This window comes from Streptomyces sp. NPDC054834, assembly GCF_053611185.1.
The window spans coordinates 64,667-77,745 of sequence record NZ_JBSGZV010000038.1 but is presented as its reverse complement, the minus strand read 5'-3'; the positions used below and the strand labels follow the sequence as shown (position 1 = coordinate 77,745).

Annotated in this window: 11 protein-coding genes and 1 pseudogene; 8 read left to right on the top strand and 4 right to left on the bottom strand. The window is 71.2% G+C overall.

Translation table 11 applies throughout. The features are described 5' to 3' along the window. Positions 1–282 precede the first annotated feature (282 nt). Positions 283–456 (top strand): annotated as a pseudogene (locus ACWGJM_RS36020) (arginase family protein); the annotation flags it as partial. 52 nt (positions 457–508) lie between these two features. Here the strand turns inward: ACWGJM_RS36020 and ACWGJM_RS36015 are convergent. Beyond that, on the bottom strand, positions 509–1,114 hold the full coding sequence (locus tag ACWGJM_RS36015; RefSeq protein WP_453415975.1) for a TetR/AcrR family transcriptional regulator: 606 nt from the start codon (positions 1,112–1,114) through the stop codon (positions 509–511). Then, a complete protein-coding gene (locus tag ACWGJM_RS36010) occupies positions 1,111–2,406 on the bottom strand; it encodes a PucR family transcriptional regulator (protein WP_453415974.1) in 1,296 nt (431 codons plus the stop codon). Before ACWGJM_RS36010 ends, ACWGJM_RS36015 begins: the two co-directional genes overlap by 4 nt. 188 nt (positions 2,407–2,594) lie before the next feature. Here ACWGJM_RS36010 and ACWGJM_RS36005 point away from each other — a divergent pair, with 188 nt between their 5' ends. Genes ACWGJM_RS36005 through ACWGJM_RS35985 form a run of 5 tightly spaced genes read left to right on the top strand, consistent with a single transcriptional unit; the run spans position 2,595 to position 7,471 of the window. Further along, positions 2,595–3,353: an ABC transporter ATP-binding protein gene (locus ACWGJM_RS36005; RefSeq protein WP_453415973.1), complete on the top strand. Its 759-nt coding sequence runs from the start codon at positions 2,595–2,597 to the stop codon at positions 3,351–3,353. Beyond that, the gene (locus tag ACWGJM_RS36000; protein WP_453415972.1) at positions 3,350–4,156 is read left to right on the top strand and encodes an ABC transporter ATP-binding protein; all 807 of its coding nucleotides are present in this window, start codon (positions 3,350–3,352) and stop codon (positions 4,154–4,156) included. Before ACWGJM_RS36005 ends, ACWGJM_RS36000 begins: the two co-directional genes overlap by 4 nt. Continuing rightward, a complete protein-coding gene (locus tag ACWGJM_RS35995) occupies positions 4,153–5,043 on the top strand; it encodes a branched-chain amino acid ABC transporter permease (protein ID WP_453415971.1) in 891 nt (296 codons plus the stop codon). The genes ACWGJM_RS36000 and ACWGJM_RS35995 overlap by 4 nt, the downstream gene beginning before the upstream one ends. Beyond that, entirely contained in the window at positions 5,040–6,188 is a 1,149-nt protein-coding gene (locus ACWGJM_RS35990) for a branched-chain amino acid ABC transporter permease (RefSeq protein ID WP_453415970.1), read from the top strand. The genes ACWGJM_RS35995 and ACWGJM_RS35990 overlap by 4 nt, the downstream gene beginning before the upstream one ends. Before the next feature lie 5 nt (positions 6,189–6,193). Further along, the gene (locus ACWGJM_RS35985) at positions 6,194–7,471 is read left to right on the top strand and encodes an ABC transporter substrate-binding protein (protein WP_453415969.1); all 1,278 of its coding nucleotides are present in this window, start codon (positions 6,194–6,196) and stop codon (positions 7,469–7,471) included. A gap of 91 nt (positions 7,472–7,562) precedes the next feature. On the opposite strand, the gene ACWGJM_RS35980 is transcribed toward ACWGJM_RS35985, so the two are convergent. Both ACWGJM_RS35980 and ACWGJM_RS35975 read right to left on the bottom strand, forming a co-directional pair. Beyond that, complete coding sequence (locus tag ACWGJM_RS35980; protein ID WP_453415968.1) at positions 7,563–8,372, bottom strand: SDR family NAD(P)-dependent oxidoreductase; 810 nt, start codon at positions 8,370–8,372, stop codon at positions 7,563–7,565. Beyond that, positions 8,365–9,015, bottom strand: coding sequence for a carboxymuconolactone decarboxylase family protein (locus tag ACWGJM_RS35975; RefSeq protein ID WP_453415967.1), 651 nt, complete (start codon positions 9,013–9,015; stop codon positions 8,365–8,367). Before ACWGJM_RS35975 ends, ACWGJM_RS35980 begins: the two co-directional genes overlap by 8 nt. A gap of 221 nt (positions 9,016–9,236) precedes the next feature. Here ACWGJM_RS35975 and ACWGJM_RS35970 point away from each other — a divergent pair, with 221 nt between their 5' ends. Together ACWGJM_RS35970 and ACWGJM_RS35965 are read left to right on the top strand one after the other, a co-directional pair. After that, positions 9,237–10,400, top strand: coding sequence for a PucR family transcriptional regulator (locus ACWGJM_RS35970; protein ID WP_453415966.1), 1,164 nt, complete (start codon positions 9,237–9,239; stop codon positions 10,398–10,400). 246 nt (positions 10,401–10,646) lie between these two features. Continuing rightward, positions 10,647–13,067, top strand: a complete 2,421-nt coding sequence (locus ACWGJM_RS35965; protein WP_453415965.1) for a SpoIIE family protein phosphatase — start codon at positions 10,647–10,649, stop codon at positions 13,065–13,067. The last annotated feature ends 12 nt before the right edge of the window (positions 13,068–13,079 follow it).

The window sequence follows — 13,079 nt, the reverse complement described above, 5'->3', positions numbered from 1 at the left end:
GCCCGTTCGCTGCCTGTTCCGCCGAACGGATCCGGACACCCGGCTGGGAGCCGGCCCCGCTATTCGGTCGCCGTGGCCAGAAGGGTGAGTGCTTTGGCCGTGGAGCTGTCCGGCTCGGCGTGGTAGATCATCAGTGTCTGATGGTCGGTGGTGGCGAAGCCATGACGACATCGACGTCCATCAGGCCGCCGGGCGGTCTGATCGAGACGGCCTTCACGGTCAACGGCGAGGACGTGTCCGCGAAGGACATACCGCGACCGACCACCTTGTCACCATGGGCCGATGAGCCGTCGTCTCGTTCTCCTCGATGCCCCGTCGAATCTCGGTCTCAGGCCGCCCGTCGAAGGGACGGTGCCAGGGTGCTACAAGCTGGCCGGTTCCCTGCGTGAGCAGCGGCTGCTTGCGCGGCTCGGTGCGGACGAGGGGGGAGTGGTCGTGCCGCCCCGCTACGACCTGATCCACATCTCACCAATGGCCTGCGATGGCATACCGACAGCGTGGGGCGAGGTCAGCCGGGCGGTGCCGACAGATGGATCAGGATGCCGCACACCTCGTCCACGATCTCCCGGGCCTCCGCCTCGTCCCCGCAGTCGCCCAGCTCGCGCGCAGCCCCTCCGATGACGGTGGTCAGTACGCTCACCCGGACCCGGCCGGCGCGTCGCCGCTCGTCCACCTCCAACAGCCGGGCGTTGCGCCGCACCCACGCGCGGTCCCACTGGCGGCGCAGCGCGTCGAATCCGGCCGGGCCGTCGTCCTCCGCGACCAGTCTGGCGAGCCTCCGGTTGTCCCAGGCGCCCCCCAGATACGCCCTGGCTCCCGCCACGAAGAGGGCGATGGGGTCGTCCACGCCACGGCTGCGCTCGGCGGTCAGCGTGGCCGCGGTCCGGCGCTCCTGCTCCTCCCGGAACTCCTCCCACAAAGCGAGGTAGAGCCCGCGCTTTCCGCCGTAGTGCTGGAAGAGACTGCCCACCGGGACGCCGGAGCGCACCGCGATCTCGGTGAGACCGGCGTCGGTGTAACCGCGCTCGGTGAACACCTCGAGGGCGGCGTCCAGCAGCGCACGCCGGACCGTACGTCCCTGCCCGTCATGCCACTCCGGCACGATCCCGCTCACTGGCAGTCCTCGCCTTCCCCGGCGCCGTCGCGGATGGCGAGGGCGACCAGTAGTTCCAGGAGGTCGGCGATCCGGCGCGGATTGCGGCCGGTGCGTTCCTCGATCCGGCGCAACCGGTAGTGCGCCGTGTTGTGGTGCACCCGCAACCGGTCGGCGGCCAGCCGCAGATTGAGGTCCGCCTCCGCGAAGGCCCGTATGGTGGCCGCCAGCGTGTCGCCACGTCTGCGGTCCTCCTCCAGCAGCACCCGCACCCGGGGATCGACCAGCTGGCGGGCGAGGTCGTCGGCGCGCAGCGCCAGGTAGTCGAACGGGGACAGCCGCGGCAGCGCCGCCACCCCGCCCCCGCTGGGCACCAGGTCGAGGGCGCCCCGCGCCTCCTCGTACGCGCGCGGCAGTTCGGACGCGCCGTGGGCGACCGTGCTGATGCCCATGCAGAGCATGGTGCCCTTCCGGGCGAGTCGCTCCTGCACGGCCTCGAAGTGGGCGCATATGTCGTCCGCGTCCATGCCGGCCCGGAGCACGGGCACGGCCACCACCTCGCCGTGGCGCACGACGACCAGGGTCCGGCCGGCCCAGGGCCCGGCGACGCTGATCGACGCGCTGGTGGCATACCCGTTCTCGGCCGAGGTGGGGTCGCCCGCGCGCGTGTCGCCGACGCAGACTGCCACGACCGCCATCATCGGCGAGCTCGGTCCGATGCCGTACGCCTGGGCCGCGGCGAACAGCGGACCGCGCGCCGGTGCCACGCCTGCCAGCAGCTGATCCAGGAGATCCCGCCGCTCGCGGTCCGCATCCGCGACCACATGCTGCTGGTACTCGACGTATGCCTGCGCGGCATGGGTGCTGGCGTAGTCGACGTACCGCATCAGCGGGGTGACGAGGGACAGTGCGGCCTGCTGGGCCTCGGCGGACGTGCCCGCACACTCCAGCAGCGCGTCCCACATCACCTGCCGGCCGACCCGGAAGGCACTGATCCAGTCCTCGAGGGCGAACCCCGCGCGTGCCCGGCGCATGGCTGCCGCCCGGCTGAAAACCAGGTCTTCGGCAGCGATGTCGCGGTCGCCCGCGAGCGCCGCCAACTGCATCCGGTAGTGCTCGAGCACCTGCTCCCGTACCTCGTCGAAGAACCGATCGTCCTGTAGTGCGTACGACGGGATCTCCGCGCGCATCACCTCGACGGCGGTCTCCGCCACCTCCTCGACCCGGTCGTGGACGGCGTGCAGGATCCGCCGCCGCTCCCGGCGGAGCGGTTCGGAGAGCTGGGGGGTGCCCAGGGCGGGACCGCGAGGCATGACGCCGATCGTCGCCGTCAGCCTCGTGCGCCGTCAACAGGCTCGGTGTGAGACATCTCCCGGCACCTGTGCGCGGCGCACAGTCCGGAGACCGAGAAGTTGGGTGCTCACACCCAATGTGCGGCTCGAACGTCCCCACCTACTGTGACGCTCGCCCACCCCCCAGCACGTCGGAAGGGGCGTCACTCATGCTCGCGGTCGACGGTATCACCGTGCGCTTCGGCGGGATCACGGCACTGGACGGTGTCGCGTTCACCGTCGAGCCGGGCACCGCCGTAGGGCTCATCGGGCCGAACGGAGCCGGCAAGACCACCTTGTTCAACTGCCTCACCAGGCGCTGCACTCCCGATGGGGGAGAGGTGCGGTTCGAGGACGAGGACCTGCTGGCCCTCCCTCCGCACGCCGTGGCCGGGCGCGGCATCGCCCGCACCTTCCAGAACCTGGGTCTGTTCCCGCAGCTCACGGTCCGGGAGAACGTCATGGTCGGCGCCCACAGCCGGGGGCGCACCGGACACCTCGCCGCGGCGCTCCGGCTGCCCCGCGTCCGGCGGGAGGAGAGGGAACTGCGTGACCAAGCGGACGACTTGCTACGGCGGCTCGGCCTGGCGGACGTCGCCGACCACCCCGCCTCCGGGCTGCCGTTCGGCACGCTCAAACGCGTCGAACTCGCGCGGGCACTCGCGGTACGGCCCCGGCTGCTGTTGCTCGACGAACCCGTCAACGGGCTCAGCCACGGCGAGGTCGGCCAATTCGCGGATCTGGTCCGTTCGGTGCGCCAGGATTTCGGCCTCACCCTCGTGGTGGTCGAACACCACATGGGGTTCGTGATGGGCCTGTGCGACAAGGTCGTGTGCCTCGACTTCGGCCGCAGGATCGCGGAGGGCACGCCCGAGGAGATCCAGCGCGACCCGGCGGTCGTCGAGGCGTACCTGGGGGTGGCCGCATGAGCGAGCCCACCACCGACCGCACCGAGGCCGCGGCGAGCGCGGAGCCGGACTTCCTGAAGGTCTCCGGACTGCACGCCGGATACGGCCAGGCCCGCGTGCTCCAAGGCCTCGACTTCTCCGTCGCCCGTGGCGAGGTGTGCGCGATCCTCGGACCCAACGGCGCCGGCAAGACCACCACGCTACGGGCGCTGTGCGGCATGGTCCGCGGCCGCGGCTCGGTAACTCTGAACGGTACGGAACTGCTCGACCGCTCGCCCGAGCAGGCCGCCGGGCTCGGTGTGGCGCACGTACCCGAGGGCCGGGGCACCTTCAACGAGCTGACCGTCGAGGAGAACCTGCGCATCGGCGCCCACCTGCGTACCGGTCTTCGGCGGCGGGGCCGTGCCGAGCGCGCGGCCGTGGCGGCCGACCTGGAACGGATCTACGACTACTTCCCCAGACTGCGCCAGCGGTCGCGTCAGGCCGCCGGCAGCCTCAGCGGCGGGGAGCAGCAGATGCTCGCCATCGGCCGGGCGCTGATGCTGCGGCCCTCGCTGCTGCTCCTGGACGAGCCGTCCCTGGGGCTCGCGCCACTGGTCACCCGTGAGCTGTTCGAGATCGTCCGTGCCGTCAACGAGGAGGAACACACCACCGTGGTCGTCGTCGAGCAGAACGCCCAGCTCGCGCTGGACATCGCGCACCGGGCCCACGTACTGGAGGCCGGCCGCCTGGTGCTGTCCGGACCGGCCGCGCGGATCCGCGAGGACGGGCAGGTCGCCGAGGTGTACCTCGGTGTCTCCGTCCGCTCCGCGAAGGCCGGGTGAGCGCTGTGACCGATCTCCTCCAGCAAGTGGTGGAAGGACTGGGCTCCGGCGCGGTGTACGCCAGCCTGGCGCTGGCCCTGGTGCTGATCCACCGGTTCACCGGGATCGTCAACTTCGCGCAGGGCGAGCTGGCCATGCTCTCGACCTACGTCGCCTGGCAGTTGGTGGCGTCCGGGATGCCGTTCTGGCTGGCGCTGCCGGTCACCCTCGCGGTGTCCTTCGCCGGCGGCATGCTGGTCGAGCGGATCGTCATCCGCCCTGTGCGGGGCGCGCCCGAGCTGACGATCGTCATCGTCACGGTCGGCCTGTTCATCTTCGTCAACGCGCTGGCCGGCCTGATCTGGTCGTTCACCGTGAAGGACTTCCCGCAGCCGTTCCCCGACGGCGGGCTCGACCTGGCCGGGGTGCGCGTGGACTGGTCGACGCTCGGGATCATCGGCGTGGTGGCCGTCGTGATGGGCCTGCTGTATCTGCTGTTCCAGCACACCTCCATCGGCCTGGTGATGCGGGCGGTCGCCTGCAATCCGGCCTCCGCCCGGCTGTCGGGCATTCGGGTGGGCCGGGTTCTGATGCTCGGCTGGGGGCTGGCCGCCACGGTCGGCGCGGTGTCGGGCGTGCTCGTCGCCCCGGTGCTGTTCCTGGAGCCCAACATGATGGGCGGGGTGCTGATCTACGCGTTCGCCGCGGCCACCCTCGGGGGCTTCGACAGCCCGGTCGGTGCGGTCGTCGGCGGCCTGTTCGTGGGCGTCGCCGAGACGCTGACCGGGGCGTACGTGGACGTGATCGGTGCCGATCTGAAGGTGGGAGTCCCCCTGGTGATCATTCTGGCGGTGCTGCTGGTGCGGCCCCAGGGCCTGTTCGGACGGGCGGCGGTGGAGCGCGCATGAGCACGATCGCCGCAACACTCGGCACGGACCGCGCCCGGCGCCTGCGGACCGCGCTCACCGTACTGCTCGCGGCGGCAGCCGCCGTGGGCGCGCCGTTCTACTTCGCCCCCTTCCAGGTGTTCCAGCTGACCATGGTGCTCCTTTACGCCGTCGCGCTGGCCGGACTGAACCTGCTGGTCGGCTTCGGCGGGCAGATCTCGCTCGGGCACGGCGCGTTCTTCGCGGCGGGGTCCTACACGGCGGCGGTCATGCTCGACCGGTACGACACCGGCCACCTGGCCACGCTGCCGGTCGCGGCCGCCGGATGCTTCCTGCTGGGCCTGGGGTTCGGAGTGCCCGCGCTGCGGCTGCGAGGGCTGTACCTGGCCCTGGTCACCCTCTCGTTCGCGGTGTTCCTGCCGCCCCTGCTCAAGCGGCTCGAACCGGTGACGGGCGGCTCCATGGGCCTGACCGTGGACAAGCTGCGGCCGCCCGCGTGGAGCGGGCTGGCCGAGGACCAGTGGATGTACTTCGTCGTCCTCGCCGTCACCGCGGTGGCCCTGCTGTTCGCCCGCAACCTGCTGCGGTCCCGGGTCGGCCGGGCACTGCTCGCCGTGCGGGACGACGAGAGCGCCGCCGAGGTCATGGGCGTGCGGCTGTCGCTGCACAAGACCCTCGCCTTCGCGTGGAGCGCGATGTTCGCGGGTGTCGCCGGGTGTCTGTACACCTGGGTGATCGGCTTCGTCTCGCCCGACTCCTTCAGCTTCGTGCTGTCCATCACGCTGCTGGCCGGCCTGGTGGTCGGCGGGCTCGGCTCGCTGTACGGCCCCCTGCTGGGAGCGGCGTTCGTGATGTACGTGCCGAGCGTCTCCCAGGACGTCAGCGAGGCGGCACCGGGAGTGGTGTTCGGCCTGCTGATCATCACGGTGATGTTCGTGGCCCCAACGGGACTGGCCGGTCTGCCGGGCCGCGTCCTGGGCGCCGTCTCCTCTCGGCTGCCCCGCACCACCGCCGCCCTCGACCCGACGCCGGAGACCGGATCCGCGCTCGATGCGGAGCCGGAGTCCGGGGCCGGATCCGGACCCTCCACGCCCCTCGGCCCTGCGGACCCCGCAGTTGCCGACGCCGAACCCGTGGGCGCACCGCCCCGCACGGAAAAGGAATGAACCACATGCGCAAGACGACCGCTCTGCGGGCGGCTGCGGCCGTGACCGCCGCCCTGCTCACCGCGACCGCCTGCAACAGCCGGCGAGGACAGGACGCCCAGGACACCGCCGCCGGTGGCGCGTGCAAGGGCCAGCAGACCACCGGCATCACCGACAAGACCATCAAGCTGGGCGGGATCTACCCGCTGTCGGGACCTGCCTCCGCATACGGCACGATCAGCAAGGGCGTGGCCGCCTACTTCAAGTACGTCAACGACAAGGGCGGCATAGACGGCCGCAAGGTGCAGTTCATCGTCCGCGACGACGGCTACCAGCCGCCCAAGGCGGTCGAGGAGGCCCGCAGACTCGTCGAGCAGGAGAAGGTCTTCGCCGTGTTCCAGACCCTGGGCACCCCGTCCACGGCGGCCGTGTGGGACTACCTCGACAAGCAGAAGGTGCCGCAGCCCTTCGTCGCCACGGGTGCCTCCGTCTGGGGCACGGACGACAAGCACCCCTGGACCATCGGATGGCAGCCCAACTACGTGGCCGAGGCCCGGGTGTACGCCAAGTACCTCAAGGACGAGCGGCACAGGGCCAAGGTCGCGGTCCTCTACCAGAACGACGACTTCGGCAAGGACCTGCTCGGCGGGTTCAAGAAGGCCGTCGCCGGCAGCGGCATCAAGGTGGTCGCCGAGGAGAGCTACGAGGTCACCGACCCTTCCGTGTCGGCACAGATGGCGAGCCTCTCCCGGTCCAAGGCGGACGTGCTGCTGGATGTCACCACCCCCAAGTTCGGCAGCCAGGCCCTTGCCGCCGACGCCAAGAACACCAAGTGGAACCCGTTGCACATCGTGAACAACGTGGCCTCGTCCGCCGCCGTGCTCCAGCCCGTCGGGTTCAAGAACGTGCAGGGCGTGGTCTCGGCGACCTACTTCAAGGATCCCGCCGACCCCCAGTGGGCGAACGACCCCGAGATGAAGACCTACACGAACGCCATGCACAAGTACGCCCCCGACGCCGACGCGGCCAACCAGTTCAACGCCTACGGCTGGGCCGTCGCCTCCAGCCTGCACAAGGCCCTGGACGCGATGAAGTGCCCGACCAGGGAAGGGCTGCGGGACGCGGTGCGCAACCTGAAGGACGTGAAGGTGGGCCTGCTGCTGCCCGGGGTCACCATGTCCACGGGCCACGGGGACGCCTTCCCGCTCGAGACGATGCAGCTGATGCGGTTCAAGGGCGAGCGGTGGCAGCTGTTCGGCAAGCCGGTGGACACCCGCAAGGAGTTCGGCCCGCTGACGGACTGAGCCGGCGGGGGCGGTCCCGGTCGATGCCCTGAACCCTGAGGACCGCCCCCGCCCCGCCAACCGGTGGCAATGCGGAAAGGCACCCACGTGCTCAGACGGCGCTCAACCCGCCGTCCACCACCAGGCTCTGCCCGGTGATGTAGGAGGCGCGCTCGGAGAGCAGGAAGGTGACGGCTTCCGCCACCTCCCAGGCGGTGCCCTGGCGTCCGAGCGGTATGCGGCTGAACGAGGTGGAACGCGACGCCCGCCGGGCCGAGGCCTCGCGTCCCATGGGAGTGTCGACCAGACCCGGGACGACCAGGTTGGCACGGATCCCGCGCGGCCCACCCTCCTTGGCGACGTGGCGGGTGAGACCGAACAGGCCTGCCTTGGAACTGTCGTAGGCGGGCGAGTCGGTGGCCGCGCGCAGCCCGGCCACGGAGCCGACGAAGACGATCGAGCCCCCGTCGGCGATCGCGGGCAGTCCGTACTTGGCGGCGAGGAAGGGGGCGCTCAAATTGAGCGAGAGCACGCGTTCCCACTGTTGGGGTGAGGTCTGCGCCAGGCCGACGCCGAGGCCGATGCCGACGTTGACCACGAGCGCGTCGAGCGTGCCGAGTTCGCGGAGGGCCTCGGCGACCATGGCTGAGGACTGGCCGGGATCCGTGGCGTCACCGACCAGGGGGAGGCCACGGACGCCCTCCTCACCGACCAGGGCGGCGGTGGCCGCCGCGGCGGAGGGGGAGACGTCGGCGCAGGCCACGGAGGCTCCCTCGCGGGCGGCGAGCACGGCCACTGCCCGCCCGTTGCCCACCGGGGCCTCCGGATCGTCGCTGGGGCGGGTGCCCGCGCCGATGACCAGTACGTTCCGGCCGGTCAGGAGGCCGGCCGGGTGGGCCGCGTGGTGCCGGGGCTCAGGCATCACCGTGTGCCCCTTCCGCCGCGTCCGAGCCGGTTCCGTCGGGCGCGGGCAGAGTCTCGGTTTCGTAGCCGGGCTCGAGCCTGGTACCGGCAGAGTTCAGGAAGAACGCGACCATGTGGTACTGACCGACAAGCATGGTGATCTCGATCAGCTGTGCCTCGTCGTGGTCGGCGGCGAGTGCGGACCAGGTGGCCGCGGACAGGCGTGCGTCCCGGTGCAGCTCGTCGGCGGCACGCAGCAGATCGGCGTCGGCCGGCGTCCACCCCTGGGCGTCCGGACCCGCGCCGACCCGCCGGATCTCCTCGTCGGTGACCCCGGCGGCCCGGGCCAGCGGCACATGGCGCCCCCATTCGTAACCGGCCCGGGTGTTGCAGGCGGTGCGCAGGATCAGCAGTTCCCGGGTCCGGTCCGGCAGACGGCCGTCGCGCAGCAGATGGCTGCCGAACGGCAGGAAGTGCCGGAAGAGGCCGGGGTGCCGCACCAAGGTGGTGAAGACGTTGGCGACGTGGCCGTCGGCGTCCCGGGGAATCGCGGCGAGCAACTCCCGGGTGGACGGGTCCCAGCCGTCCTCGGGCAGGGGCGTGAGCCGCGGGCCGGTGTCGGCGGCGGCCAGGTGGGGTCGGTGATGGTGCTCCTCGGTCATGACGGTCTCCGCTCTGGGTCAGGGTGGTGCGGTGGCATGAGGGCGGGTTCGGGCACGGTCGATCGGCGCCTTGCCGCGTGCGCGCCGATGCGCTCCTTCCGCCGCCGTGCCACTGTGCTTTCGGCGGCTGAGGATTGTCGACGGATCCCCGGCCAAGGCCGGAGGGCGGCATATTGTTCAGTTCCACAACGGCCGGTACCGAAGGGGTGGAGATGAGGTCCATGCCCGTACAGTCGGGCGCGTCGGCGCCCCTCGAACGGGTCATCGCCGCCATGGCCACGCAGCAATGTCATCTGGGCGGGAGATTGCACGCGGATCTGGCGGGCCACATCCCGTCCTACCGCGCGGTCCCTCGGGAACTCCTGGACGAGATCTGGCATCGGCACTTCCAGCGGGCTCTCACGGTGCTGCGAGCGGGGACGGTGCCCGCGCCGGAGGACTTCGACGAAGCCGATGTGGCCCGGGACCGGGCCGCCCAGGGCGTGCCGCTCAGTGACGGGCTCCGCGCCTTCCGCCGGGCGCTGAGCGCGATACGCGATCTGTTCATCGCGGAGGCCACCCGGCGCGAGCTGGACCCCGGCCTCATCGTCGACCGCACCAAGTGCCTGTGGGAGCTCGCGGACGTCGCGAGCGTCCAGATCGCCGCCGTCCACCGGCAGGCGGAGGTCGCCTCCGCCCTGCTCGACGCCCGCCGCCGCGCCGACTTCCTTCGCGGGTTGCTCTACGGGACGCTGAGCACCGCGGAGATCCACAGCGGAGCGGCGATCTACGGACTGGACCCGTCGCGGCCGTACCGGGCCATCAGAGCTGTCTCGAACGGCGACGTCGCTCCGGACGTGCTGGAACGCTCCCTGGAGTCCCACGGCCGCAGGAACGGCCGAGCCGCGCTGCTCACCGTGCTGGACGACACTGTCGCCGGAGTCGTCGAGGTGAAGCCGGAGGCCGGTGACCTGGAGGTGACGGCGGGTCTGGGCCCGCCGACGGACCTGGCCGCGGCGCACCGCTCCTTCCGTGCCGCCGGCAGGATGCTGGAAGCCGCCCGTGCGTACGGTCTGCGCGGCGTGTACGACCTGAACGACCTTTCCTGGCGGGTGGCGGTCGTCGCCGAACCGGAACTCGCCGAGCTGCTGCTCGACCGCTATCTGCGCCCACTGGAGGCGGAGGGTGAGTTCGGTGCGCTCATCGAGGAGTCGGTCCGGGGATACCTGGAGAGGGGACGGCACATCCGCGAGGTCGCCCGCGCCGCACACGTCCATGTCAACACCGTCCGCTACCGGCTGCGCCGTTTCGAGGAGCTGACCGGCACCAGCCTCGACGCACCGGACACCGCCGTGGAGCTCAGCTGGGCCCTGGCGGCACGCGAGCTCCACGGCGGATCCTCGTAGCAGCTCGTCAGGAGCCGGCCACCGTGCCTGCCGCACCGCCCCGTGTCCGCCACGCCGCGCCACGCGGCGGGCGAGACCTCGCCTCCCCACCGGGTTTCACTAGGCTTGCACAACAACAGCAGGTCAGCGTGTATTCGGAAACGCCGAACCGCCGCCCCGGACGCCGTCATGCCGGTCACCCGGCCGTCACGACCCGCGGCAGGACATCGGCCGAGTACAAGGTGGTGTCCAGCGGTGGAGAAGCGGATGCAGGAGCTCAGCGAAGGCCACGACGATCCGTTCGCCCTGCACCTCGCCGCCGTGGCGGTGCTCGACGACCGGGGAGTCGTGGTCGGATGGAACCGGCGGGCCCAGGAACTGCTCGGCCATCCGGACACAGCCGTGATCGGTCGTCCGGCCTTCGAGGTCCTGGTCGATCCTCGCGATCTGCCGGCTGTCAGGGAGGCCGCGGCGAAGTGCAGGAGGACCGGCGGCTGGTTCGGGATCCTGAAGGTACGGCACCACGACGGGCACCTGGTGCCGATGGGGCTCAGGGCCCATGCGCTCTCACGCGGTGACCGGGTCCGTGAGTGGATTCTTGCCGGGGCGCTCGCGGCTGACGTCCTGGAGTGGCAAAGAGACCGGGCGGTGCTCGACGGGTTGTACCGCCGGAGCCCGGTCGGCCTGGTGGTCCACGGCCCCGACCTCACCATTCTCCGGGTCAACCGGGCGATCGAACGCGTCACCGGCGTCCCGGCAGCAGACTTCCGGGGGTTGCCCACCGGCTGTTTCCTCGTCCCCGACGACGCAGGCAAGGCCGTGGACCGTGTGCGCCAGGTGATCGAGACCGGAAGGCCGTTGATCTACTCGGAGCAGTTCGTTCGCCTGGAGCGGGACCCGACCCGAGAGCGGGTCGCGATGGTCTCATCCTTCCGGATGGAGGACCCCTCCGGCCGCGTCCTGGGCGTGGCCGAGATGATCGAGGACATCACCGAACGTCATCGGGCCCAGAGCAGGCTCGCCCTCCTCGACCAGGCCGGCAGCCGTATCGGAACCACCCTCGATGTGGCGGAGACCGCCCGGGAACTCGCCGAGGTGATGGTGCCTCACCTCGCCGACCATGCGTCGGTGGACCTGCTGCTGCCGGTGACGCGCGGTGAGGAAGTGGCGCGGGTCCTGGCGGGGCCCGTCGTACGAGTGGGGGCCTGCGGCATCGGTGCCCAGCACTCGAGCCCGCCCCACCCGGAGGGCGAGCCGGTGGAGTTCGGGTCGGACACACCTCAGGCCAGATGCCTGGCCGAAGGGCGGGCCGTCCTGGAACCGGTTCTCCCAGCCGACTGGTTCTCGACTCAGGGCCGCCAGGGGGCGCGCGCTCCGGATCTCGATGTCCACTCGCTGATCGTCGTCCCTCTTGCCGCGCGTGGCCTGGTGCTCGGCGTGATGACCCTGTGGCGTTCACGCCGCCCCGATCCCTTCGAGGCGGACGATCTCACCCTCGCCCAGGAACTCGCCTCGCGCGCCGCCGTCGCCATCGACAACGCCCGGCGCTTCACCCAGCAGCAGGAGACCGCGTTCACCTTGCAGAGCAGCCTTCTGCCCCGGGCCGTTCCGGACCAGTCGGCCGTCGAGGTGGCCCTGCGGTACCTGCCGGCCAGCGCTGCCCCGGGCCTGGGCGGTGACTGGTTCGACGTCATTCCCCTGTCCGGGGCCCGGGTCGCCCTCGTCGTCGGCGACGTGGTGGGACGCGGCATCCATGCGGCCGCCACCATGGGCCGACTGCGCACCGCCGTCCATACGCTCGCCAGCCTCGACCTGGAACCGGACGAGGTCCTCGCCCACCTGGACGACCTGGTCAACCTGCTGGCGGCCGAACAGGAAGCGGTCGGCGAACGGCCCGTCGGGGAGCAGGTCGTCGGTGCCACCTGCCTGTACGCCGTGTACGACCCGGTATCCCGGCGCTGCTCCCTGGCCCGCGCCGGCCATCCGCCGCCGGTGGTGACCGCTCCGGACGGACAGGCGGCTCCGCTCGATCTGCCCGCCGGCCCGCCGCTCGGCCTGGGCGGGCTGCCGTTCGAGGCCCGGGAGATCGAACTGGCCGAGGGAAGCCTGCTGTGCCTTTACACCAACGGGCTCATCGGCGAACGCCACATCGATGCCGACGCCGGCCTGGCCAGGCTGTGCGCAGCCCTCACTCACCCTGCGGCCGCGCTGGAACGGACATGCCAAGCGGTGGTCGACTCGCTCGTGCCCTCGCGCCCCAGCGACGACGTCGCTCTGCTGATCGCCCGCACCCGCATGCTGCCACCGGACGATGTCGCCTCCTGGCGCCTGCCACTGGAGCCCGCCAGCGCCGCCCGGGCCAGGGAACTGACGTCGGCCAAGCTCACTGAATGGGGCCTGGAGCACCTGGCCTTCACCACCGAGCTGATCGCCAGCGAACTGGTCACCAACGTCTACCGGTACGCCAGCGGCCCCGCGACCCTGCGGCTGATCCGTGAACGGTCCCTGGTGTGCGAGGTCAGCGACACCAGCCACACCTCACCCCACCTGCGCCGCGCCCGCACCACCGACGAGGGCGGGCGCGGCCTGTTCCTGGTGGCCCAGATGGCCGAACGCTGGGGCACTCGTTACACCCGCGAGGGCAAGACCGTGTGGACCGAACAACCACTGACCGGCACACTCACCTGACCGCCTCAGGCC

Coding starts and splice junctions, on each gene's coding strand:
- ACWGJM_RS36010 (WP_453415974.1), bottom strand. CDS start 2,406: ATGCCTCGCGGTCCCGCCCTGGGCACCCCCCAGCTCTCCGAACCGCTC.
- ACWGJM_RS36005 (WP_453415973.1), top strand. CDS start 2,595: ATGCTCGCGGTCGACGGTATCACCGTGCGCTTCGGCGGGATCACGGCA.
- ACWGJM_RS36000 (WP_453415972.1), top strand. CDS start 3,350: ATGAGCGAGCCCACCACCGACCGCACCGAGGCCGCGGCGAGCGCGGAG.
- ACWGJM_RS35990 (WP_453415970.1), top strand. CDS start 5,040: ATGAGCACGATCGCCGCAACACTCGGCACGGACCGCGCCCGGCGCCTG.
- ACWGJM_RS35985 (WP_453415969.1), top strand. CDS start 6,194: ATGCGCAAGACGACCGCTCTGCGGGCGGCTGCGGCCGTGACCGCCGCC.
- ACWGJM_RS35980 (WP_453415968.1), bottom strand. CDS start 8,372: ATGCCTGAGCCCCGGCACCACGCGGCCCACCCGGCCGGCCTCCTGACC.
- ACWGJM_RS35975 (WP_453415967.1), bottom strand. CDS start 9,015: ATGACCGAGGAGCACCATCACCGACCCCACCTGGCCGCCGCCGACACC.
- ACWGJM_RS35970 (WP_453415966.1), top strand. CDS start 9,237: ATGCCCGTACAGTCGGGCGCGTCGGCGCCCCTCGAACGGGTCATCGCC.
- ACWGJM_RS35965 (WP_453415965.1), top strand. CDS start 10,647: ATGCAGGAGCTCAGCGAAGGCCACGACGATCCGTTCGCCCTGCACCTC.